General features: G+C 45.8%; 18 protein-coding genes. 7 read left to right on the top strand and 11 right to left on the bottom strand.

From position 1 onward, the window contains the following. Nucleotides 1-185: 185 nt before the first annotated feature. Both FAI40_03715 and FAI40_03710 read left to right on the top strand, forming a co-directional pair. Nucleotides 186-860, top strand: a complete 675-nt coding sequence (locus FAI40_03715; GenBank protein ID QCE34519.1) for a hypothetical protein — start codon at nucleotides 186-188, stop codon at nucleotides 858-860. Nucleotides 861-914: 54 nt separating this feature from the next. Next, nucleotides 915-1,388, top strand: coding sequence for a dUTP diphosphatase (locus tag FAI40_03710; GenBank protein QCE34518.1), 474 nt, complete (start codon nucleotides 915-917; stop codon nucleotides 1,386-1,388). Nucleotides 1,389-1,436: 48 nt separating this feature from the next. On the opposite strand, the gene FAI40_03705 is transcribed toward FAI40_03710, so the two are convergent. Continuing rightward, nucleotides 1,437-2,624: an FRG domain-containing protein gene (locus FAI40_03705; protein QCE34517.1), complete on the bottom strand. Its 1,188-nt coding sequence runs from the start codon at nucleotides 2,622-2,624 to the stop codon at nucleotides 1,437-1,439. Beyond that, entirely contained in the window at nucleotides 2,621-3,379 is a 759-nt protein-coding gene (locus FAI40_03700) for a sel1 repeat family protein (GenBank protein QCE34516.1), read from the bottom strand. Before FAI40_03700 ends, FAI40_03705 begins: the two co-directional genes overlap by 4 nt. Before the next feature lie 291 nt (nucleotides 3,380-3,670). Between FAI40_03700 and FAI40_03695 the strand changes: the two genes are divergently transcribed. Next, a complete protein-coding gene (locus FAI40_03695; GenBank protein QCE34515.1) occupies nucleotides 3,671-4,873 on the top strand; it encodes a molybdopterin molybdotransferase MoeA in 1,203 nt (400 codons plus the stop codon). Nucleotides 4,874-4,885: 12 nt separating this feature from the next. On the opposite strand, the gene FAI40_03690 is transcribed toward FAI40_03695, so the two are convergent. Together FAI40_03690 and FAI40_03685 are read right to left on the bottom strand one after the other, a co-directional pair. After that, on the bottom strand, nucleotides 4,886-6,025 hold the full coding sequence (locus tag FAI40_03690) for an aminotransferase class I/II-fold pyridoxal phosphate-dependent enzyme (protein QCE34514.1): 1,140 nt from the start codon (nucleotides 6,023-6,025) through the stop codon (nucleotides 4,886-4,888). Nucleotides 6,026-6,093: 68 nt separating this feature from the next. Next, nucleotides 6,094-7,302: an NnrS family protein gene (locus FAI40_03685; GenBank protein ID QCE34513.1), complete on the bottom strand. Its 1,209-nt coding sequence runs from the start codon at nucleotides 7,300-7,302 to the stop codon at nucleotides 6,094-6,096. A gap of 540 nt (nucleotides 7,303-7,842) precedes the next feature. Here FAI40_03685 and FAI40_03680 point away from each other — a divergent pair. Further along, nucleotides 7,843-8,100: a hypothetical protein gene (locus FAI40_03680; protein QCE34512.1), complete on the top strand. Its 258-nt coding sequence runs from the start codon at nucleotides 7,843-7,845 to the stop codon at nucleotides 8,098-8,100. Nucleotides 8,101-8,588: 488 nt separating this feature from the next. Here FAI40_03680 and FAI40_03675 read toward each other — a convergent pair whose 3' ends face one another. From FAI40_03675 to FAI40_03665, 3 genes are all read right to left on the bottom strand, one after another. Further along, a complete protein-coding gene (locus FAI40_03675) occupies nucleotides 8,589-9,425 on the bottom strand; it encodes a hypothetical protein (protein ID QCE34511.1) in 837 nt (278 codons plus the stop codon). Nucleotides 9,426-9,640: 215 nt separating this feature from the next. Further along, the gene (locus FAI40_03670; GenBank protein ID QCE34510.1) at nucleotides 9,641-10,126 is read right to left on the bottom strand and encodes a hypothetical protein; all 486 of its coding nucleotides are present in this window, start codon (nucleotides 10,124-10,126) and stop codon (nucleotides 9,641-9,643) included. 92 nt (nucleotides 10,127-10,218) lie between these two features. Continuing rightward, nucleotides 10,219-12,678, bottom strand: coding sequence for a hypothetical protein (locus tag FAI40_03665; protein QCE34509.1), 2,460 nt, complete (start codon nucleotides 12,676-12,678; stop codon nucleotides 10,219-10,221). A 381-nt stretch (nucleotides 12,679-13,059) separates the two neighbouring features. Here FAI40_03665 and FAI40_03660 point away from each other — a divergent pair, with 381 nt between their 5' ends. Then, on the top strand, nucleotides 13,060-13,902 hold the full coding sequence (locus FAI40_03660; protein QCE34508.1) for a TetR/AcrR family transcriptional regulator: 843 nt from the start codon (nucleotides 13,060-13,062) through the stop codon (nucleotides 13,900-13,902). Nucleotides 13,903-14,017: 115 nt separating this feature from the next. After that, the gene (locus FAI40_03655) at nucleotides 14,018-14,545 is read left to right on the top strand and encodes a hypothetical protein (protein QCE34507.1); all 528 of its coding nucleotides are present in this window, start codon (nucleotides 14,018-14,020) and stop codon (nucleotides 14,543-14,545) included. Nucleotides 14,546-14,627: 82 nt separating this feature from the next. Here the strand turns inward: FAI40_03655 and FAI40_03650 are convergent, their stop codons facing one another. Continuing rightward, nucleotides 14,628-15,677 carry a HoxN/HupN/NixA family nickel/cobalt transporter gene (locus FAI40_03650; protein QCE34506.1) on the bottom strand — a complete coding sequence of 350 codons (1,050 nt, stop codon included), beginning with the start codon at nucleotides 15,675-15,677 and terminating at the stop codon, nucleotides 14,628-14,630. Between the two features lie 196 nt (nucleotides 15,678-15,873). Here FAI40_03650 and FAI40_03645 point away from each other — a divergent pair, with 196 nt between their 5' ends. Further along, the gene (locus FAI40_03645) at nucleotides 15,874-16,176 is read left to right on the top strand and encodes a hypothetical protein (protein QCE34505.1); all 303 of its coding nucleotides are present in this window, start codon (nucleotides 15,874-15,876) and stop codon (nucleotides 16,174-16,176) included. A 60-nt stretch (nucleotides 16,177-16,236) separates the two neighbouring features. Here FAI40_03645 and FAI40_03640 read toward each other — a convergent pair whose 3' ends face one another. The 3 genes from FAI40_03640 to FAI40_03630 all read right to left on the bottom strand — a co-directional run bounded on the left by FAI40_03640 (nucleotide 16,237) and on the right by FAI40_03630 (nucleotide 22,563). After that, nucleotides 16,237-17,823, bottom strand: a complete 1,587-nt coding sequence (locus FAI40_03640; protein ID QCE34504.1) for a hypothetical protein — start codon at nucleotides 17,821-17,823, stop codon at nucleotides 16,237-16,239. A gap of 124 nt (nucleotides 17,824-17,947) precedes the next feature. Further along, nucleotides 17,948-20,239, bottom strand: coding sequence for a carbamoyltransferase HypF (gene hypF / locus FAI40_03635; protein QCE34503.1), 2,292 nt, complete (start codon nucleotides 20,237-20,239; stop codon nucleotides 17,948-17,950). A 101-nt stretch (nucleotides 20,240-20,340) separates the two neighbouring features. Next, complete coding sequence (locus tag FAI40_03630) at nucleotides 20,341-22,563, bottom strand: formate dehydrogenase subunit alpha (GenBank protein QCE34502.1); 2,223 nt, start codon at nucleotides 22,561-22,563, stop codon at nucleotides 20,341-20,343. Nucleotides 22,564-22,569 lie beyond the last annotated feature (6 nt).

Genomic DNA, 22,569 nt, shown 5'->3' with positions numbered 1-22,569 from the left:
CAGGGGCAGATGGTGGGGGCAGAGTATAAGGCAAGGAGGCTTTTTTGTAAAAACTTCTGTGCAAAGCGTGCCTTCAAAGTGCTAGACTGTTTTATCATGGATTTTAAAGCGCTGTTTAAGCGCAGAAAGAGGGCGCAATCCTTCCAAAAAGGAGAGGGAATGCGTATAGAAAAGAGGGACAAAAAATGAATTTCGGTCAGATGAAACCAGCAGGTTTTAAAACAGTTCTTGCGCTAGTGCTGGCTTGCTTCACACTTGCCCCCTCTTTTTCCTATGCCGAAAAGAAGCCAGCAGAGGCGAAAGTTGAAAAAGCGGATAAAGACCATGGCTGGGTTGTGCAGAAAACCGCTCAAAGAGATTCCGATCATGTCTGGAGCGCCAATGCGCTTTATGGCGCAAATAAAAACGGGCATCCTTTTGTCTGTGCGTTGGATTATAAAATAATAGCCGAAAATGGCACGGTTTCGCACCCGTTCGTTTTCCTTGTTTCCCGCATGTCACGGGAGCTATGGACGACAGATGCCAGCTGGAAACTTTCGGATAGGGACGAGGCCAAGCTCCAGCTCAAGATAGATGAACAGGTTTATGATTACACGGTTGATCCCGAAAATCCGCATATTTTCATGACGCTGGTGGACGATACCGAAATTGACAAGATTTTAAGCGATTTTGCAAAGGCCAAAAAGGCAAATATGATTCTTTCCGACTGGAAAAAAGGGAAAAATGTTGATTTGCCTCTGCAAAATCTTGAGCCTGTTTTGGAATCCTTTCAAAACTGTTTAACCGCTCCAGAAATTGCCTATGGCACACTCAAAAGCCTCACCAAAGACCCTGAATTAACGAAAGATTTTAAAGCATAATCAGGCTTTTAAGGCTCATAAAAGAAAAGAATGACAAACATAAGGTAAAGAAAAATGTCTAAAGCCTATCAGATCTCCTTTTCGATTTTAGAAGACCTTCCTTATGCCGATAAGGTGGTTTTTCCTACGAAATCGACCCAGTATAGCTCTGGCTATGACCTTCATTCCGCTGTGGATAAGATTATTCCAGCTGGCAAGTATGTGATGATTCCAACAGGACTGAGAGTGCATCTTGAAAATGATAGCCCGATTGATATGCAGGTACGGAGCCGTTCTGGCCTCGCTGCAAAACATGGGATTTTTACGTTGAATTCTCCGGGTACGATTGATCAGGATTATGAGGGGGAACTCAAAGTGATTTTGATGAATTTAGGGGAAAAAGATTTTGAAGTGAAAGCAGGCGACCGCATCGCCCAAGCGGTCTTTTGCCTCTTGGCGAATGTGGAACTCCCAGAAGCGACCGTGCATGACAAAGAGCGTGGCAAAGGCGGCTTTGGCTCAACCGGCATTGGGGAGAAAAAAGCCTAATCCTGTTTTGGCGTCTGTAAGCTAAAGGCGGTTTATCCGCCTTTTTCTTTATCGGCTTTCGCTTTTAATTTCGTCAATCAGGTAAGAGGAAAGATTGGCAAGTTCTGGATAGATAAAGCTTTTGTTGATCCCCAAATTATCAAGTTGTTTTAAAATATGAGCTTTTGCACTGTGAGGAATTGCAAAACGCTCTATCTTTAAAGATTCCTCGTTCTCTTTTTCAATTTTTTCTTCTAAGCCAAAAAGCAGAAAAGCCCCTTGCTGTGCAATAATCCGAGGATTACTTTGTTTGGGATAGACGAACAGGGGCTGAAATAAATCCTCTAGGTTGATTTTGTTCTGAAATCCAGGGCGCTCGTCAGTTATAGAATGGTATAGTTTTTGGCCTTCCTTGGTTTGTCTAAATATATGATTGGAAGCCGAGTAAATGATGTTAATAATATACTCGTCTGTCGTTTCTGAGATTTGTGGAAAGGCTTGTTCAATTCGCATTCTTTTTAATTGTTCAGTAGAGGTAAAATGGTTAAACTCTTGTTCCCGATTTTCCCATAACGTCTGTAGTTTTGTTAGATAATCCTCATCATAGACCTTAAAAATTTCATTTAAGAATGGAATTAAAACCTTATCAAACGCTGTCCAGTCAGGGAGGTCACTTAAGTCATTTTTGAGGTTATGTGAGTGCTCGTTTTGAAGCTTCCGTATTTTGTTTTGAAAATCGTTCCCTTTCTCCCTTATTTGTTGAAGTTTTTGCTTATAATTTCCAAAATCAGAAAGAACTCTGAGATGCGCTAAACAACTGACTGTGTGGCTATCGTAATATTTGATTTCCGATTTGGTTTTAGCAAAGCTAATCAGTTCTCCGTTTCCTTCTTCATGAGAAGAGCAAGCGAAAAAGAGGGCAACGAGAGGACTTAGGGTAAGGTCAAGCAGACGGGTTGGCAGTTCATAATGTTGCGCCCGAACAAGGCGTTCAAACATGCTGCTATCTTTTGAAAACTCCTCAGGTCTTCGGGAAATCATTTCCCCTAAAATACGTTTTTCGTAAGGTGCTAGATTTTCTGTTCCGTTCTCTGAACGAAACAGGTTCGGGATTAAATCCCAGCCAGCTTCACCATGCCCACGAAAAAAGAGTTTGTGCGCTTTGTCTGTGTTTGAACTTAAATAAGCAACCGCCTTGAGGCAATCTTCAACAGATTCAATTTTTTCTGGCTTTTCAGGATTTTTTGTCATCTTCATTCTCCCTTAAAGCCTTTGAGTTCATCGGGGCGGCTGAGGAGTTCTGCGGCGTGGGCATCATTATGGTCGGCGGCGGCTTGGAGATAGCGCATGCCGACAATGGTGTTTTGTTTCACGCCTTTAATTCCCTTTAAATAGAGAATAGCGAGGTTATATTCCGCAGGGCTATATTGCTGATTGGCAGAACGCTGGAGGTAATAAAGTGCCTTATGGAAATTGGGCATAATCCCGTCGCTGTTGAGGTACAAAAGACCTGTATTATATTGCGCCTCGGGATCGCCTGCTTTGGCGGCCCTAAGGGAATAGGTTAGCGCTTCTTGGGTGTTTTTCTCGACCCCTTTTCCTTCTAAATAGGCTTTGCCAAGAGCGGTAACGGCTGGCGTATAGCCCTTATTGGCTTCCCTCTCAAAACAGGTTTTGGCTTGCGCAGGGTCGCTGTTTTCTACAAAATCCATACATTTGGAAAATTCCACGGCATCTTGATTGCCGTTTTCGGCCTCTGCTCGCCACGCATCGGGGGCGGTTGGCCCATAAAGTTTTGGCCCTGTATCCTCGGGTTCAACAGGGTTTTTGGGTTTGCGGTTGAGGGCTTTTTGAGACAGCGGATGAAGAAGTTTTTTAGCCGCATCTGGAGAGGGCGTTTGGGCGCAAAAAGAAGCCACCGGCAGGCAAAAAGCAAGGGAAAAACTGGCTAAAAGCGCATAGGAAGAGGCTTTCAAAGCATTTTTCGACGGTTTAAACGGAGAACGTGCCATGTCTTTTTTGCCCTTTTTTTGTTGGTGGCGTCTGATAGCGGACGGGATCAATGTAAAAACTGTATGCCAGCTACGTCAGAACGTCCAGAGACTTTGCAGGGCTTGTTTTGAGATGGGAGCGCAGGGGATCAAGAAGAAAGTGCCTAGCGTGGAAAAGGAGATGTGAGATTGGCAAGGCGTTTTTTCTCTTCCAAAGGATTTTGGGTTTTCTCTTAGAAATCGTCTTAAAAAAGCGTTTTAAAAGGGGTAAGATAGAAGAGGATTTATAAACGCATAAAGGCGGATGGGTGTATGAAAATCAGTACAAAAGAGGCAGAGCGCCACGTTAAAGCGGCAGGATTTACGTTAGGATCAGAGAAAGTGCCGCTTTCTGAATCTTTTGGACGGATTTTGGCAGAGGATTTGGTCGCAGAGGCGGATAATCCTCCTTTTGACCGGGTCACATTGGATGGGGTTGTCTGCCGTAAAAGCGCTAAATTTCCGCTTGAAATTGTGGGCTGTGCCAGAGCTGGCGGTAAGACGCTGACATTGCCAGAGGGTGATGAAATGTGCATGGAGGCCATGACGGGCGCTTCGATGCCAAAAGGGGCAGAACTCATTATCCCTGTTGAGGAAATTGATAAAAAAGACGGGTTTGTTACGCTCAAAGATGGCGTTTCTCTCACCATTTCGCCAAAACGTGTGCCTTTCTGGCAGGGGGAAGATGCGAAAAAAGGCGATTTGCTTTTATCAAAGGGCTATGAGATTAAATCCGCCACGGCCGCTGTTTTGGCAGGCAACGGATTTGATACGGTTTTGGTCGCTAAAATTCCAAAAATCCAGATGCTGATTACAGGAGATGAGCTGGTTGCGGTCAATCAGAAGCTGGGAGACGGACAAGTCCGCCGTTCCAACGATACGATGATTGCGGCGCTTTTGGCGAATGCAGGCTTTACAGATGTTGAAATCTCACTTGTGAGAGATGATCAGGCAGAGACCGAACGTGCCGTCCGGGAAGCCTTAGAAAAATGTGACGTTCTTTTGTTAAGCGGCGGCGTTTCTAAGGGAAATTTTGATTATGTGCCAGCGGCGCTTGAAAAATCCCATGTTAAGAAAATTTTTCATGGTGTGAAACAGCGTCCGGGATCGCCTCTCTTTTTTGGCACAACGCCTAAAAATCAGATTGTTTTCGGCCTGCCCGGAAATCCGCTTGCAGCCTTGAGTTCGGCGGCACGTTATTTGATTCCTTGTTTGGAACAGGCGCAAGGGCGTGTGATGCCTTCTGTGCAAACGGTTCTGTTGGACAAGGCGGTCAAGGCCCATTCGGTTTCCAGCCGTTTTGTGCCAGTGTGTTTTGACCTGCATGAACGGGGCCTTGTGCATGTCAAAGAGATCAATGCAGGGGATCTTTTTTCAACCGCAGGGACAGACGGTCTCGTTGAAATTCTCCCCTTAGAAGGGGAGAAAGACAGTTTCTATCAAAAGGGGCAGAGCGTCGATTTTTATAAATGGTAACGCTTTTTAGCCTTAGGAGAGCTTGTTGAGCGCTTTGAGGAGCGCTTCAATATCGTCTTCTTTTGTGTAGAAACTTGTCACAAAACGGGCTGTTTCAGGATTTAAAATATAGGAAATTTTTGCCTTACAGCTTTCCTTAACGGGGAAGCGGTAAAAACTGAAACCTTCTTCTTCCAATTTATCGAGACATTTTGCACTGGTAACGAGGAAAATCTCATTTGCCTGCGTTGGATAAGGGAAAGAAAGGTCGAGTTTCCCTGCACTTTGAGCTTCTTTCAAGCCTGCTAAGAGTTTTTTCGCCATCTCATTGGCATGGCGTGAATTTTCAAGCCAACGGTCATTTTCTAACATTGTTAAAGCTTGAACGGCCATGAAACGGCCTTTTGCCCAGGTTTGACCGCTGCGCTTGCGAAGATGGGGGAGAGATTTCAGGGCTTGCCGGGTACGTTCTGTTTCAAAAACGACCAGACATTCAACCGCCATTGCGCCAGCCTTGCCCATCCCAAAAACGACCGCATCAATGCCAATATCAGAACTGATCTCGGCCACGTCACAGCCAAGTGCCGCCACCGCATTTCCCAAACGTGCCCCATCTAAATGCACTAAAAGCCCAAATTCCCGTGCGACTGAGACGAGTGCCTGGAGTTCCTCTTTGGTGTAAAGCGTGCCAAATTCAGTGGTTTGGGAGAGCGAAAGGGCTTGGATTGGTGGCGATAGAACGCCTTTTTCACGGTTTTCGAGGAGCGCTTTTTTAAGCGCTTCTGGTGTGATTTTGCCATCTTTGGAAGGGAGTGTGTAAATTTTCCCGCCCCCCATATAAAATTCAGGCGCACCCCCTTCATCATTGTCGATATGGCTGGCTTGATCGCAAATCACAGCGCCCCAAGGCTGAACAAAGGCGTTGAGGCAAAGCGCATTTGCGCCTGTCCCTGTCGCAATTGGAAAGACTTTAAGATTGGTATTGAAAAGGGCATTAAAGCGCTGTTCTAAAAGAGCAGAATAGGAATCATTACCGTAAGGGGCTTCATTGCATTGGTTGGCTTGGAGGAGTGCTTGAAGAACCGCTTCATCCATTGGGGCGGTATTATCGCTCATAAAATTCTTTTGGGAATTTGCTTCCTTCAACGCATCGCTTTGTGTGTCCCTATCCATTCTTATTTTCCTTTTCAGGCTTTTCTGACTTGATAAATCATTACTATACAAAGAGCTTTCCAAAATGCCTATCCATTTTTACCATCTGCCCGATTACGGCACAGGAAAGGGCCGTAACGCCACAGAAAAGCTAAAAATCCAATGATAAAACAGGTCGCAGACGCATTGAGCAAAGTTAGAAAGGCGGTCAAAGAGGCCATGACCTGCGGAATGGTGGAAATCAGGCGTAAAATCATGGAGAGGGAGAGCATCACAAAGAAAATCATCTCGGCTTTTTCAGCTTTAATCTCCCGTCCTGTATGGCCTCTGGTGACACGGCACATCATGCCGGCAACTGCCATGCTGACTGCGCCCAGTCCCATGACATGAACGCTCATCGTGCGGAGGATCAGATGCTGGCTTTCGAGGGCCATGAGGAGGAAGGAGATGATAATCCAAGCGTAGCTAAGGTAAAGCACGAAAATCATGCTGTTTTTAAAGCTTTCCTTTGGATTCCAGTTTGAAAACCGCTTGGAATGAATCACAGACGTGATGAGAAAGACAAAAGTGCAAAGCCAGCCCATTTCTGCTGATTTCTGATAGGCAGAAATTCCCCAGAGAAAGAGTGAAACTGCCCCTGAAAGCAGGGAGGCCTTATCTAATTTGGGTGAAGATTTGATCTTGAGATTGGGAAGCGCATTGGGCGCAAAAACAGGAATGATGCGTCCTGCAATCAAGAAAGTGAACATAAAGAAGACTGCCAAAGCCCCCTCGCATGGCACAGCAGAGTCAAAAGGCAGAACACCTGTTTGAATCAGGTAAAAATCAAGATTGAGGAAAGCAGGCAAGCTCAGCAAAAAGACGATGATAAGGTTGCGCCAGAGGCGGGCTTTTAAAATGACACGGGTAACCGCCGCTAAAAGGGTAAGATCAAACCCAACATCAAAAAAGGCCGCAGGGTAAAGGCTTCCAGCGTAAAAGAAGAGCCGTCCCAACACCCAGAGAAGGACTAAAATTCCTAAAAAAATCCCTTTGGCAGGGTTAAAGCCTGACCAGTGGCTGCTGGCGGTGAGGAGAAAGCCTGCAATCACGGCAAAGAGGAAGCCAAAGGTCATTTCGTGTCCATGCCAGAGATAGGCAGGCAAATTTTCCAATCCACCGATTTGCTGTCCCGAAAGGCCGAATGGATTGAGCATCCAAATCAAAACGCTCAAAACAGCCCAAAGGCCAGCGCAAAGGAAGAAAGGCCGAAAGCCAAAACGTAAAAGAGGAGGGAGGGAATCTTTCTGTGTCATCATGATTTTCTTTTACACAATAAAAGACGTATTTCAAATACTCTTTTTTAAAGAGAGGGAAAAATGTCGTTTTTTGAAGGCAATGTGCAAAGAAGTGTCAGGCAGAAGGGAAGAGTGTTATTTTATAGAATTTGCCAAAGCGCAAGAAAAGGGAAGTAAAGCGTTAAAAGAGACATAATAAAAACGGGGCGCTCAAAAAGGAACGTCCCGTTTTTTTAGTGAGAACATAAGTAGAAGGGGTTTTAGGCCTTATAACTTATAAAGGCACTTATTTTTTCTTGGTCTTGACGGCTTTTTTAGCAGGTGCGGCCTCGGCTGCAACGGCTGGTTTTACAGTTTTGTCGGAAGTTTTTGCTTTTGATGCGCTTTTAGAACCTGTTTTCATGAGACGTACTCCATATAAGGTTAAGTTGCTTACGCACCATATATATGGTTAGATTTTTTTACTAAAAAAAGAGGGACAAGCGAAAATATTTATAAAAAATAAAGATTTTTTTTGCCGCTATTTTAACTGGGATTTTCTGGCCTTTTTGGAGAAAAGAGATGCATTATCTTTTGTTGCCTGCCCTTATTCTTGCCCCGACCCCTGTGGTCTATCCGCAAAATCCTATCATGGTGCCAACAGCCCAAGCCTGTGATCGTGTTCGGGTGGAGATTAACCGCCAAGCAAGTAATATCGGCAATTATAAAATAAAATCTGCCAGCTGTGTGCAGCTCGCCGATGGGGATCCGATTGCCCCTTCTGGTACACCACAAACAAACCCCCTCCCTTATGGAGAAAATCAAACGGCAGGGGAGTGAGTTTATAGGATTAAATACTCATGGATAGCTTTGCATACGACCACATACCTCTACATACTTTCGCATAGATTGAGATATTTCGTTTATTTTTGTCTATTCGCTTTGGTTGGTGTGGCCGTAAGGGCTTGCCTTTATCTTTGATAATTTGCGCAAAAAGATCGTCAAAGAATGATAATGATAAGACAAATAATCGTGACAATGATAAAAAGTATAAAAATGACAAGGCTGATAAGATTTGTAATTAAAATACTTAACAGTTCTTTAAAAAAGCCTGTTTCTTCAGGCAGTAATTCAGACTCTGCACGCCATCTTTTATAGAAAAAAAAGGCCTAAGAACAGGATAAAAAAGAAGATTGAGAGAGAAATAAGCGCAGAGGTCATTTCCGTCCATTCATGCTATTGAGGGGGCATTCAAAATATTAAAATCAATCTTAAACGATACCATATATTTTACCTCAAAGCATGAAGAAGTTGTTATGAGCTTTTGCCTATTTGGCATCAAAGACGCATTTAGGGGTTGGAATTTGGACACCGATAACGAGGCCTAGAACGCTGATTTCGGGCGCTTCGGCGCTATCGAGATATTCGCTTTGGTCGGTATTGCTATACGTACTTTCATCTTTGAGAATAAAAGGGCGCTGAAATTTTGGATCAGAGCTTCTGGGCCAAAGCATAATTTCGCCGTTTTCTTTACGCTGGAAGGCTTTGACCGTGGCTTCAAAAGAGGAGCTATACGGGTCTCGGCGCTGCACGATCACATAATCGCCTGTTTCTGGCCCTCTCTCCAAATTGGCAAAATTAGCCACAATGACAACAGAGCCTTCTGGGAAAACGAGATTCATCGATTCTCCCCGAACACTCAGCCCATAATAGGGAAGATGCTGATAGGCTTCAGGCACATAGGCTGGGATTGTGTAGCAATCTTCATAAGAGCGCTCCATGGCTTCACGCCAGAGACCAGCCTGCACACAGCCAATTACATTGACTTGATGAGGCTGGAGGATTTTAAAATTCGTTGCGGACGCTACTTGCGAATTTTCGCCAGTTGAGCGGATTTCAGTCTGCTTGGAAGGAAATTCAGGATAGGCCGCTTGGAGTTTTTCTTCGGTGGTGGCTGATAGCGCGCCTTTGGTCTGCACATCGTCCATAAAGCGGCTGATGGTGCTTTGCGCAAGGCCGCAGCTTCGGGCTATTTTGGAATAGCTGTCGCCTGTTTCCCGATGGATGGTTTCAATCCATTCTTTCTGCATGAGACGGCGGCGCTGTTTTAAAGGGAGTTTTTTTGAGGGGGAAACGATGTTTTTTTGCTTATGTTCCTGGCGCATTGAAAAACTTTCAGAGAAGATGAAAAGTGAAAGTTCCCTTAGAAACCCTTTTCCATGCCAGTAAGAGAAGGGGGTTAAGAGAGAAAGAAGGTGGATAGACAATTATTAGCAAAAAAGCTTATACCCTGCAATACCCAAAAGACTCCAGAGAATCTCAAGAGAAAATCCAGATGCGTGCAGGGAGAAGATGCAGATTAGAAAAAGCAGAGCCTCTCTTAAAAAAGAGAGACGCTTTGTTTCAAAATGCCTTTGGCTTCTAACTCTTTTGCAACTTCAACCAGCTCGGCTTCAGAGGCAGATTTGGTTTTTTCCAAATAGGCTTTTTTCTCTGCCATTGAGAGGGTTTCGTTTAAGAGCAGCGCTTCTTTTATAATGGGCTGAAGGCTGGCTTGCTGGACACGCTGAGCGCCTGCCTGAAGCGTATGGCTCATATTGCTTTCGCTGGCGAGATGGTCAATCCCACGGCTGGTAATCGCAGGCTCATGCCATAAAAGACTCCCTTTCTCGTCTCTCAGAAGACTTTTGTCACAGGTAAGCCCTTCTTCTTGAAGGCTTTGAAGGGCGCAAAGAACAGCCTCATCATAGGGATCGAAAGGAGCGGAAAGCGCTACATCGTCAATAGGAAGCGGAGAAGGGTAAACATCCTCTAAAGCTTCAAGCAGTTGATGGCGCAGGTATTTATGTCGAGCAGACTGAGGCATTTTAACGAAAGCCTTTATGGTTACTTTCAAAAATTGAACAAGCTAAAAGATTTAGCGACTAAAAAAATGAGATGCAAGCATTCTGAGTGTCTTTATTGTTTTACAACCTTCCAATCATCTTCTTCGTCCGAAGCCGTCTCGCCTTCTTTCACAACTTTCCATTTCTGGCAAGCTGGGTTGGCTTTTGCAGGTTCTGGCGCTGCGGCAGGCGCAGGACTAGGCTGCTGCAGCGCTGGTGCTGGTGTTTCGGCTGGCGCAGGCGGTGGACTGTTCTCCCCTGTTTCTGCTGGCTGCTGCGTTTGCGGTGCAAAATTCGCATTACCATAAGGATTGGGATTTGCACTGCCATCAAAGCTTTGATTTTGCCAAGAGCCGCTGCCGCTCCCATCGGGAACAGCCGCCGAAGCGCTAGGGGGAGGAGCGCTTTCGCTTCCCTGTGCAGGGGTTGGCAGATTGCTTGGCATACTTGACATGTTTGACATATCAACCGATCCAGAATTTTGCGCAACACCGTCATTGGCAGGGTTATTGACAGGTTTGCTGGCCCCCTCAAAATTAGAATATTCAGGACTGCTCTGGGCGTATTGAGCGCCTTTGCTGTTACGGTCTTCACTATTGCCGTAACTGCCTTCTTCAAGGCCGGCACGGCTATTGTCAGGATGATCATAAGAGAGGAGGTCACGCTCGCCGCCAGCATTGGATTCCGCATGATTGGGGTCATGTTTGTCGATGTCAAAAACCCCTCTATCCGCATCTTCAGATGGGTGCGTCGTCTCTGTTTCCTGCTGGTTTTCGGCGGAGGCTGGGGGGAGATTATTCTCTTCCTGCTGTGACTTGGCGAGGGCTGCAGCACGCTCAAGCGCTTGCTTGCCTGCTTCCATATTGTCAGAAGCAGGGGCATTTTCAGCTTCTGGCTGGGTGTTCGCCGTTGCATTTTTGGCCTGATCTAAAAGCTGTTGGGCGCTATTTGTGTCGCCATGGGCGGCTTGCTGCGCCTGTTGGGCAATTTTATTGGCTTTTTCGGGACTGACACCGAGCATCCCTGCGATTTGCATCAGGGTTTGTTTTTTCTCTTCGGGAGACGCACCGTCCAATTGTTTAATCTGTTGGAGAATGAGCATGCCTTGCGGAGAGGATTTGAGCGCTTGAGCCGTTTGGGCGATTTCCAGCGGACTCATTTTGAGGAGTTTTGCCGCTTGGAAAACGGCTTTTTGACGGGTGGCGAGATCGCCTGAGAGAATTTGCTGTAAAAGGCCAGCCCCCTCTGGTGACTGCACAATCTGCTCAGCACGGCTTAAAAGAATAGAAGGGTCTATATTGGAAGGAAGTGATAAAGGATTTTGCGCTGGGGCAGAGTCTGTCGCAGAACCTGCTGCATTTTCCGCAGGTTTAGCCAGCGCATGTGTCGGCATGCCTTGGAGCGAAGGAATATAATTATCCTCCCCTTTGTAGCTTTTTGTCAGATTGCCGTTATTGGCGGCTTGAGGGTCTGGCTTAGCGGCCTCCTCAATAACTTTTGCAGGGACTTCCATCGGGCCTGGTTCATCGGGGGCTGTATCGTCAAATGTGCCCGGCCATGTAGGGCGTGGATGGTCTTTTGGCGGGGTGTAAAGCGCCCATTGCGGCAGGCTTCTGGAGGCAAAATCAGGAATATTGGCGCATGGCATCCATGCTTTTTGTGAATGCCCTACCCAAGACGGGCCATAGCACCAAGCATTATCGTCATGGAGTTCATGGAGAATAATTTTAGCAAAATATTTTGAAAGGAAGGATTTTGCCCGCACCATGTCATCGTCAGGGCGCTCAATCCCGCCAATCGCATCAAGGAAGAACCATTGCTGAATTCTGGTATTAAGGGGTTCTTTACGCAATTTGTTGCGGAAATTGACCACAGCGGTGAAGGGGACAACAGCTTCACAGCGATGCCAATCTTTCATCTGTGATTCCCATGAAGGGCAGTGCTTAATGAAATCTGGAATATAGGTATAGACAATATTGCGAAGCCCTCTTGTGTTTGGGTTCGCATTAAAGCGTTTGTCAATTTCAGCTTCTGCTGCAGGGTCAGGCTGTTTGACATGTTTGGGCGGCTGTTGATTATTTTGCTGGTTTTGATCGTTATTTTGCTGTTGCTGTTGCTGTTGCTGTTGCTGTTGCTGTTGCTGTTGCTGTTGCTGTTGCTGTTGCTGATCGTTCTGCTGGTTTTGATTTTGATCGTTATTTTGCTGTTGCTGTTGCTGATCGTTCTGCTGGTTTTGGTTCTGATCGTTATTTTGCTGTTGCTGCTGATCGTTCTGCTGGTTTTGGTTCTGATCGTTATTTTGCTGTTGCTGCTGCTGATCGTTCTGCTGGTTTTGGTTTTGATCGTTATTTTGCTGTTGCTGCTGCTGATCGTTTTGCTGGTTCTGGTTTTGATCGTTATTTTGCTGCGACTGCTGCTGATTCTGATTTTGGGAGTCCTCTGCCATGGCAGGGGAGAAAGAACCTAGAAGCAAAAGCCCCAAGAAAAGGGTGCGTAAGCGTAAAAGGGAAGACGTAAAAGGGAAGTTCATCATAAAAATTCAGAATGAAAGTTAAACATATGCGCTGAACCTGTTTACTTTCTTATCCTTTTGGCATGTTATCTCGTTTTATTTTAAATAGACATTCAAACTTAGTGGCAGAGAGTGGATCAGAAAGCAAGGTTTCTCTTTTCTCAAAAAGAGGCGGTTGTCTCTTTTTTCTAGGATTTTGCGTTCTTTTTCCCTATATTTCTTATTTATTTATTTATAAAGTGTAGGGGACGCTTTTAGGCGTTAAAATTTAATATGACGTATTGCTGGCGTGGAAAAAGTTTGGGCATATATCAAAGTCTATTCAAAGAATGTGTTTCTGCTTCTTCAAGCGTGAGATGAAATCTTAAATTAACTGACTTATTATCTTCTTTGGGGGACGAAATGGGTAGAAGTTTTAGCCGTGCGCCAGAGGCTAAAAAACAGGCTATTTTAGCCGCCGCTGTTGAGATTGTTGCGGAACAAGGTTTGACAGCCTCCACCCGTCAAATCGCTCAGGCCGCAGGCGTTTCCGAAGGCACTATTTTTAACCATTTTGTGCATAAAGATGACCTCTTAAATGCGCTTTATCTCTATATCCGCCAGAATTGGCAGGCTTATCTTGAGAAGGCGCGTCTCTTGCTTTTGACGGGACGATCTACGAGTGATTTGGATCTTAGCCGTGCCGGGATTGAGGGGCTTCATGACCGTTTCCGTTTTTTATGGAGCTGTTATGTGGAATGGGGCCTGGAGCGTCCTGCCTATATTAAAACGCTGGACCGTTTAACCCCGACAGGGAAATTGACACGGGAAACCCGTTTTAAAAGTGTGAAGCTTTTCCCGATTTTAGGGGAAATTCTAGTCGGCCTTTGGACAATTCAGGACGGCGACGATATTGAGAAACATTGGCAGGATATTTTTGTCTATCAAGTCATTATGTCGGTTTCCAATACGACTGTGAGTATGATTCATTCCCGAAGTGAAGCGGCGCAGGAAGGGGATTTTGAAGAGGAAAAGCAACGGCTTTACGAGGCTGGGTTTTCTATCCTTTGGAAAGGGCTGTTAGGGTTGGTCAAGGATAAGTTTTTTGCCGAAAATGTTCAAAAAACCTATCAGGAGTTTTTTGACGGCGCTGGCCCTAAGCAAAGCTCTAAAGTGTCGTTTTTAAATAATTTAAAAGTTGAAAATCCACATGGAAAAGTGAAGGTTTCTTCGGATAAAATGCGGCAAATGAAGGATTTGCTGTAACAATTTTGAAAAATTGTGAAAATCATGGTTATTTCTTTTTTCTCCCCTATCCTTTTCGAAGGGAATGGGCGTAAATAGCAAAATAGTCTCTTTATCTATAAGAAAGAATTTCACGATGAAAAAACTTTTTCTATCTTGCTCAGCCCTTTTGCTTGCAACAGGTTTTGTCGCTGGCAATGCTTTTGCTGAAGACGCACAGGCAGATGCTTCCGCTCCTGCAGAGAATGGCGCAGAAGCCCCACATCACCATGGCGGCCTAAGAGGGGCATGGGATGCCACGGCCAATGGTGCAAAAAAAGGCTGGCATGCAACAGCAGAAGGCACAAAGAAGGGCTGGGACGCAACCGAAGAAGGCAGCAAAAAGGCTTGGCACGGCACGGCAGAAGGCACTAAAAAAGGCTGGGATGCGACAAAAGAAGGCACAAAAAAGGGTTTGGATGCAACCGCAGAAGGTAGCAAGAAAGCTTGGCACGGCACCGAAAAAGGCGCAGAGCATGTCTGGAATGGCTCTGAAAAAGAGGCCAAAAAAGATGCTTCAGAAGCCAAAGAGAACGGTCAAGAAGCCGTTGATAACGTCCATCAGGATGTTAAACGTGAAGGCGAAGGCCACCACCATCATCACCATCACCAAGATAAAAACTAAGAAAGATTTGGGGGCGTTTCCGCTCTCTTCTTTTTCTGTTTGGAAAGCTGGGTCGCCACAAGCACCCAGCTTTTTATTTTCTTTAAAGAGTGTTTTTGTCTAGAAGAGGCTCTTCTTGCTTGAGGGTGCGGTAATAAAGAAGCGATCCTGTCCAAAGCAGGACAAAAAGGATAATTACGCCATAGCCAGCCCAGCCAAGCTGATCGCTTATTTTACCAATCAGCCCGCAGATTTGACCTGTAAAATTAAATTGATCCACGAGTAGCCCGAGCGCCTCTAATCCGCCAATGATCAAAGCAATAAAGGCGCTGATGAAGGTAATGGCCATATTGTAATAAAGTTTTCGGAGTGGATTTTTAAAGGCCCAGCCATAAGCGCCAATCATCACGAAATTATCCAAAGAATCAACAAGCGCCATACCACTGGCGAAAAGGGCGGGAAAGATCATAATGGACCAGATAGAAAAATTGGCCTGAACGCCAGAGGCGGAGATGCCTAAAAGGCCGACTTCGCTGGCGGTATCAAATCCAAGTCCAAACAGGAAGCCCACAAAATACATTTGCCAGCTTTGCGTCACACTTTTAAAGACAGAGCGGTAAATCCAGCCTAAGAGACCTGTTGGAGAGGCGTTTTCAATTTCACTGAGTTTTTCCTGTGAAAGATTTTTTGTTCTTTGGAGCTGTTTATAATTCCGAAAAAGATTGTAAAAGATGACCCCGTTAAATAAGGCCATTCCTAAAAGGAAAACAGCAGACACCAACGTGCCAATGATGCCGCCATAAAGGTGAAGCCAGTCCATTCTTGACGCAAAATGCAAAGAGGTGGCTGCAATCGCCGCACAGGCTAAAATAACGATGGTGGAATGGCCAAGAGAGAAAAAAGCACCGACGCCGACAGGGACTTGCCCCTGCTGCATGAGTTTACGGGTGACATTATCAATGGCGGCAATATGATCCGCATCAACAGCATGGCGCAGCCCAAACCCATAAGCGAGCAAAGCGGAAGCCAGTAAGGCTGGATAAGGCGAGAAAAAGCTTAGGGCAAGACTCCAAACAGCGAGGTTTACCATCACCAAGAGCAGGAGGAGCAGAAAGGCACGTTTATCGGTTTTGGTAATAAAAGTTTTGAGCATCTTGGTAGCAGAATGGAATTTTGAGTATGCGTAAGAAAATATTTCGTCATACTGTAAGCTTTAAGCAGGTTTGAGACAAGCATTTAGAGCAGGGTCTTGAAGGGAAATAGATGCAGATTACGCTTGTCCTTTTAAAGAAAAATGCTAGCTTGGGAGGACTGGGGCCTGCCCTTAACCTTAGGAGGAGTTTTTTAAAATGGCTTGTTGTTATGAATTAGTGGGTGCAAATATTGATAAATTGGGCTTAACCAGCCTTCAAATTGGGCGTGATTTTGCGTGCCTTGATGATGATGGTTTCCGCAATGATAACAAAGAAAGTGTTTATCTTTCAGGCGATGTTGCGCTGAAGAAAATTAAAGCCCTTGGCTTGGAAAATAAAGTCACCATTAAACGCTATCCTTTCAGCATTTCCCTTATTCCAGCCCGTCAGGAAATAATTGGTGAAACGATTTCATTGTCTCAACTTGAAAATGATGTTCAATCTGATGCTAACCGCTGATTAAAAGCGCTAATTAGCTCTTTTGAGCATTATTTGAAAAAGGGAAGCTTTGGCTTCCCTTTATTCATTTCCTTGCCGCATTAGCTGAATTTCAGTTGGTTTAAATCCAAAACGGTCATCAAAAATAAAGGTGCCATTCACCGTCGTGCGCACTTGGAACAGGCCGCCTTTGGGCGTGAGGAAAAGGTGAATTTTCTCGCCCGTATTTTGGCGGTGGCATTGCCAGACCGTACCATCTGATGCAATACGCTCCACCCGTTTCACATGAGATAAAATCGGATGCGCATCGTCATTTTTCTGAATCGTTTTGCCGATTAAATGGCCTTCTTCATCAATTTGGGCAACCTTTTTTAAGGTTTTTGTATCGGCATAAACTGTGAGCCAGCCTTGCGCATCCACATGGCCTAAGTAAAATTTAAAAGGCCCATGCGGTGTAATCAGGAGAACATTTCCAAGCGCGGCGCAATTTGGAAAATTGATGACGGGATAGGTCATGGCTTCACGGGGAGCGGAATTAACTTCCCAGAAAGGCCGTTCATGAGGGAGGAGGCTTTTAACAAGGGGTGTTGTGCTGGTGAGGCATTGCCCTTCGATAAAGGCCTTGCAATAAGGCATTTTATTTTGTTTGACTTGGCAGAGCAGGTTAAGACTGTGGCAATCGGTGACCGCCATATAGGAATGGTCAGGCGGATCGTTGCTGGGATCTCGTCCGCAGTCCCGTAACAGCTGAAGGCGTTTAAGCGGCTCAAGATTGGAATTGATTTTATAATTCAGGCAAGCGCCTTCTTGGCGGAAGCTTCGGAGAATATCGAGGTAAGGAATATGCCGTCCGCAGGTTTTATTGTAATGGGCGAAACATTCCGCACTCTCTGTATTAAGGGTGACGCATTGACTTAAAAGCATGCCGCATTCAGTCCGCAGGGGAAGTTCATAATCGAGGACTTTTTTGCGTCCCTCTGGCGTGACAATATAGGGGTGGGCTTTGGAGGTTTTGGGAAAACTATCTGGAAGCGTATCATGGTCTTGATGGTTAGCGGCAGAGGCAATGGCAAAGGCAGAGGCTAAGTCGCCTGCGCGCGCATAGCCTAGAAACTGGTGGTAAGCGCCTTCAACCCGTCCGTCAGGGGAAACATAGCCAAAAGGATAGAATTTATCGGTTTCTCCCAGATGGCGCTGAATAGGCTTATCAATGGACATATCGCCAATAATATTTTTTAAGCCGTGGCAGTTATAGGTAAAATCCTCACAGGCAAATTTCTCATGGTTTGGGATTTGGCATTCCCAAAGGAGATTGCGGCACATGCGGGTTTCTTTTTCGACTTCTCTTTCGGCAGCTTCCCGTTTTGTCTGTCCCCAGATTTTTTGGATTTCTTCTTGATCAGAAAGGGGTTTTGGCTCTTTGAGCTTTTCGTTTTCCTCTTTAAGCTTGAGGTTTTGACGTTCTAATTCATTGATCTGGCGTTCTTCCTGATGGAAGATTTTTGTTTGAAAAGGGAGTTCTTTTTCTGGCAGAGGGGCACTTTTTTGATCTTGTGCATGAACGGCTTTCGCCATTTGTTCCGCAAGTGTTTCTGCAGAGGCATGATGGGAGAGGGGCAGCAGACTTGCAAAAGTTACAAAAAGCGAAAGGAAAGATTTGGAGGCCATGCTTTTGACTCTTCTGCAAAAGAAATATGCTTGAATTTTGGAAGAAATCTATCGCATGAAGCGCCTTTTTGGAAAGAAAAAAGCGACAAAATAGATGCAAAAAAGGTTTTCTTTCTGGATAGGTCTAAGAAGCGGTTGTTTGTGCCAGCGCAATTAAAGCCTGCCCAAAGGCAATACCGCCATCACCTGCTGGAAGCTGGGACGGTATGAGAAGCTTTAGAGGGGCGAGGTGATGCTGTAAACGTTCTTTTAACAAGCGGTTATGCAAACAGCCACCGCTAAGGACAACAATTTCACTTTGATAGATTTCGGCGAAATGTTTCGCTAAATCGGCAAAGCCTTTTGCCAGCGCATCGTGAAATCCCCATGCTTTTGCAGCTTTTGGCGCATTCCAGTCGAGGAAGTTTTGCCAAAAAGTTTCTAAATCGAGCTGGTTTCCTTTAAGGGGAATTTTAAGAGGGTGAACATTGTTAGTAGGGGCAGAAGCAAACGCCTCAAGACAACAGGCGGCCTCCCCTTCATAAGATTGTTTTTCAGGTGCAATACTAAGCGCACAGGCAATGGCTTCAAACAGGCGACCGCAAGAAGAAGCGAGAGGGGCGTTAATGCCAGATTTTGCCGCCTTTAAGAGAACAGAATAGGGATATTTTTTAATAGGGTTTGCTTCGGCGTATTTTTCCCAGTCTGGCACAAATTCATTGAATTGCGCTAAGAGATTGCGCCAAGGCTCTTTGGCCGCCAAATCACCTCCCAGCAAAGGCACAGGAGGCAATCCACCCAGCCATTCAAAAGAAAGATAGTTGGCAAGGAAACATTCACCGCCCCAAATGTTCCCTTCTTTGCCATAGCCTAGCCCGTCTAAGGTTAGGCCAATAAATTTTTTCTCTGTCTTAAGTGGAACATGATTTTCCCCTAAACAGGCTGCGAGATGGGCATGGTGATGATAGATTGGAAGAGCAGGGATTTTCTGCCGTTGCGCCCATTGATGGCTGAGATAGGCTGGATGCGCATCATAGGCCAAGATTTCTGGCTTTGCATGATAGAGTTTCGGAAATTTTTCGAGCATTTTTTGCCACTGGGCAAACACATCTGGCTGGTTTAAATCGCCGAAATGAGGGCTTGTAAAAATTCGTCCTCTATGAAGCAGCGCAAAGCTGTTTTTTAAATCTCCCCCGATTGCCAGAATTGTTTGATCTGTTGGAAAGCCTTGGGGAAGGGCAAAACTATCAGGGGCGAGGCCTCTCCCTCGGCGGAGGATTTCTGTTGTGCCACGCTTGTCAAAACGGAGAACAGAGTCGTCTGCCCGTTCGACAATCTCCCGATTATGAAAGAGAAAGAAATCCGCAATGTCAGAAAGAGAGGCGAGAGCCTCTTCATTGGAGAGGGCAGGCGCATGGCCAGACGCATTGCCAGACGTCATGACAAGCGGTGCGTCAACGCCTTCCAAAAGAAGTGTTTGAAGGGGATTGGCAGGCAACATGAGGCCAACTTCGTGTAAATCAGGCGCAATCAAGCTAGATAAAGGAGAAGTTGCGCTTTGTTCCAGCAAAGTAATGGGGCTAATGGTAGAAGATAAAACCTCTGTTGCATGTTTGAGGTTAATGTGATCGGCGCAAATTTGGGAAAGCCAGTCTGAATGGGGCAACATAACGGCAAAAGGCTTGCTGGGGCGGTGTTTGCGTTCTCTTAAAAGCTGAATAGGGGCATCTTCGGTTGCAAGGCAGGCGAGGTGAAATCCGCCTAAGCCTTTAAGGGCAATAATCTGACCTAATTTTAAGGCTTTTATGGCTTGTTGAAGGGCTTTTTCGCCTTTTAGCGTTGTGTGGAGGTTTGTATGAGGGGAAAAAATGCCAGAGATCGCAGGGCCACATTCAGGGCAGGCCACAGGTTGCGCATGAAAACGGCGGTCTGTTGGATCGTGATATTCTCGGGCGCAGGCCTCACAGAGCTTAAATTTTGCCATAGAGGTCGCTGGGCGGTCATAGGGCATTTCTTTGATAATTGTGAAACGTGGGCCGCAATGGGTGCAGTTAATAAACGGATAGCGGTAACGCCGATTATTGGGGTCTTTCATTTCCGCAAGACACTGCGGACAGGTGGCTGCATCGGCGACGATGTCGGTGGCCTCTTCCCCTTTTTGACTGAATTTTATTGTGAAATCGCTTGGTTGTTGGCCTTCCCATGGAACTTCCATAGTTTGAATCGTTTCGATTTTGGCTAAAGGGGGTAATTCCGATTGAAGGGATTTAAGAAAATTTTCCCAGTCGCAGGGCATTAAAAGCCGAATACTTACGCCGGCACTATCATTCCAAACATCGCCTTTGAGGCCTAGACGCTTGGCAAGGTTAAAGACAAACGGCCGAAACCCAACCCCTTGCACTTTCCCTGTAATGTTGATGTAGATGGCCTTTTGCATAGATTGGTTATTTTAGGGAGAAATTCGAAAAAAGCCCATAAAAAAAGGATGCCGATTTCTCGGCATCCTCTCTTTTAAGAACAAAGTTCCTTGTTGCCAGATTAGGCAGCGCGGACGGCGTTCTCGATGTGGCCACGCAAACGAGCTTTGAGCTCTTGGTGTGCCTGAACCGCATGGGATTCTGCCCATTTTTGATCCGCAATTTTTTCCAATTGAACGGCGCAGTATTTGGTTTCAGGTGTTTTTGTAACACGATCGGAAGCTTCGTCAGTCACTTCGTTACATGCGCCAACCCACCAGTGGAAGGTCATGTAAACAGCACCTTTGTTGGTACGGTCGCTAACGCGGGCTCTGGTAATGATTTTACCGCGGCGGGAGTTAACATAGACAAGTTCCTGATCTTTAATACCATAGGATGCAGCATCCTGTGTATTGATCTGGACATAGCCTGGCTCAGAAGCCAATGTATCCAACGCAACGCAGTTACCTGTCTGAGAACGGGCACCATAGTGGCCGACTTCACGGACGGTGCAAAGAACCAATGGGTAATCTGCATCTGGGGTTTCTGCTGGGGCATGCCATGGGGTAAAGATGAAGTTTGCTTTACCGTTTTCAGTATGGAATTTGTTGTCTTCAAACAAGAAGTCAGAACCCATGCTTTCTTCGGTTTCGCAAGGCCACTGAATGTGTCCAAGTTCACCCATTTTCTCGTAGGTTACACCCTCATAAAGTGGGCAGAGGCTACGCATTTCATCCCAAACAGCCTGATCATTCTCATAGTGCATTGGATAGCCCATTTCTGTGGCTAGCAAGCTAATGATTTCCCAGTCACGTTTGACGTTCTTTGGTGGCTCAACAGCTTTCCAGAAGCGTTGGAAACCACGGTCGGAACATGTGAACACACCGTCATGCTCACCCCATGTGGTGGCAGGAAGGATAACGTCAGCAATTTCACAGCTCTTTGTCATGAAGACGTCTTGGACGATCATCAATTCAAGATCTTTGAAGGCTGCGTGTTCAGCGTTACCGCCAGCTTCTGTCTGAACAGGGTCTTCACCCATGACATAGTAAGCTTTGATTTCGCCAGATTTAATCTTGTGAGGGACTTCGGTGATTTTGGTTCCGTTATTTGGATCCATTTTCTCGTAAGGAACACCCCAAGCTTTTGCGAATTTACGGCGAGCATCCTCGTCTGTGACTTTCTGATAGCCACAATACATGGAAGGCCAGACACCCATATCGCAAGCACCCTGGACGTTGTTCTGTCCACGGACTGGCCCAAGACCAACGCTCTTACGACCGAGGTTACCTGTCATCAATGCAAGCGCTGCAAGACCGGCAACAGTGTCAGAACCCTGCTCAAAGTGGGTAACACCAAGACCCCAAAGGATCGTTGCGTTTTCAGCAGCAGCATAGGTACGCATTGCCTGACGCATTTGCTCAGCAGGAACACCTGTGATGTGTTCAATTTTTTCTGGCAAATAGTCTTTGACGCGTTCTTTGAAATCTTCAAAGCCCTGTGTGTATTTTGAAATGTAGGAATGATCGATAAGATCTTCGTCAATCAAAATTGCAGCAAAGCTGTTGACGATGGCCATGTTTGAACCATTTTTGATGGCAACATACTGGTCAGCGGCACGGGCAGAGTCGGTCAAACGTGGATCGCAAACGATCAGTTTCGCACCTTTCTGTTTTGCTTTAAGCACACGGCGGAACACGATTGGGTGAGATTCAGCACTGTTATAGCCGATCATCAACACGCAGTTTGTGTCGTCGATACCAGCAATAGAGTTACTCATTGCACCGCGACCGACAGTTGCTTCAAGGCCAGCCATAGATGGGGCGTGGCAAACACGGGCACAGCAGTCAACGTTGTTTGTACCAATGACGGCACGTGCAAAACGCTGCATGACATAGTTACTTTCGCAGCCTGTGCTACGGGAAGAACCTGTGTGCATGACAGAGTTTGGACCGTATTTCTGGACAATGCCTTTAAGTTTATCTGCTGTAAACTTAATGGCTTCTTCCCAGCTAACGATTTCAAATGGCGCACCTTTTTGACGGCGGATCATTGGATCACGCAAACGTGGTGTCAAAATCTTTGTATCGTTAAGGAAGTCCCAGCCGAAATAGCCTTTGAGGCACATTTCGCCTTCGTTTGTGACACCGTCAATAGCATCGGCACGAATGACTTTGCCATTTTTGGTTACAAGGTTCATTTTGCAGCCTGCACCACAATAGGTACAAACGGCAACGTGGGTCTCTTCACCCGCTGTATGGGAAGAAGCGGATGTTAGAGGATTAAAGCCTTTTTCAATAGCCATAGCTAA

This window comes from Acetobacteraceae bacterium (genome assembly GCA_004843345.1).
Taxonomy (GTDB): domain Bacteria; phylum Pseudomonadota; class Alphaproteobacteria; order Acetobacterales; family Acetobacteraceae.
Note: the sequence above shows the minus strand (reverse complement) of the source record. Positions and strands in the feature narration are given on the sequence as shown.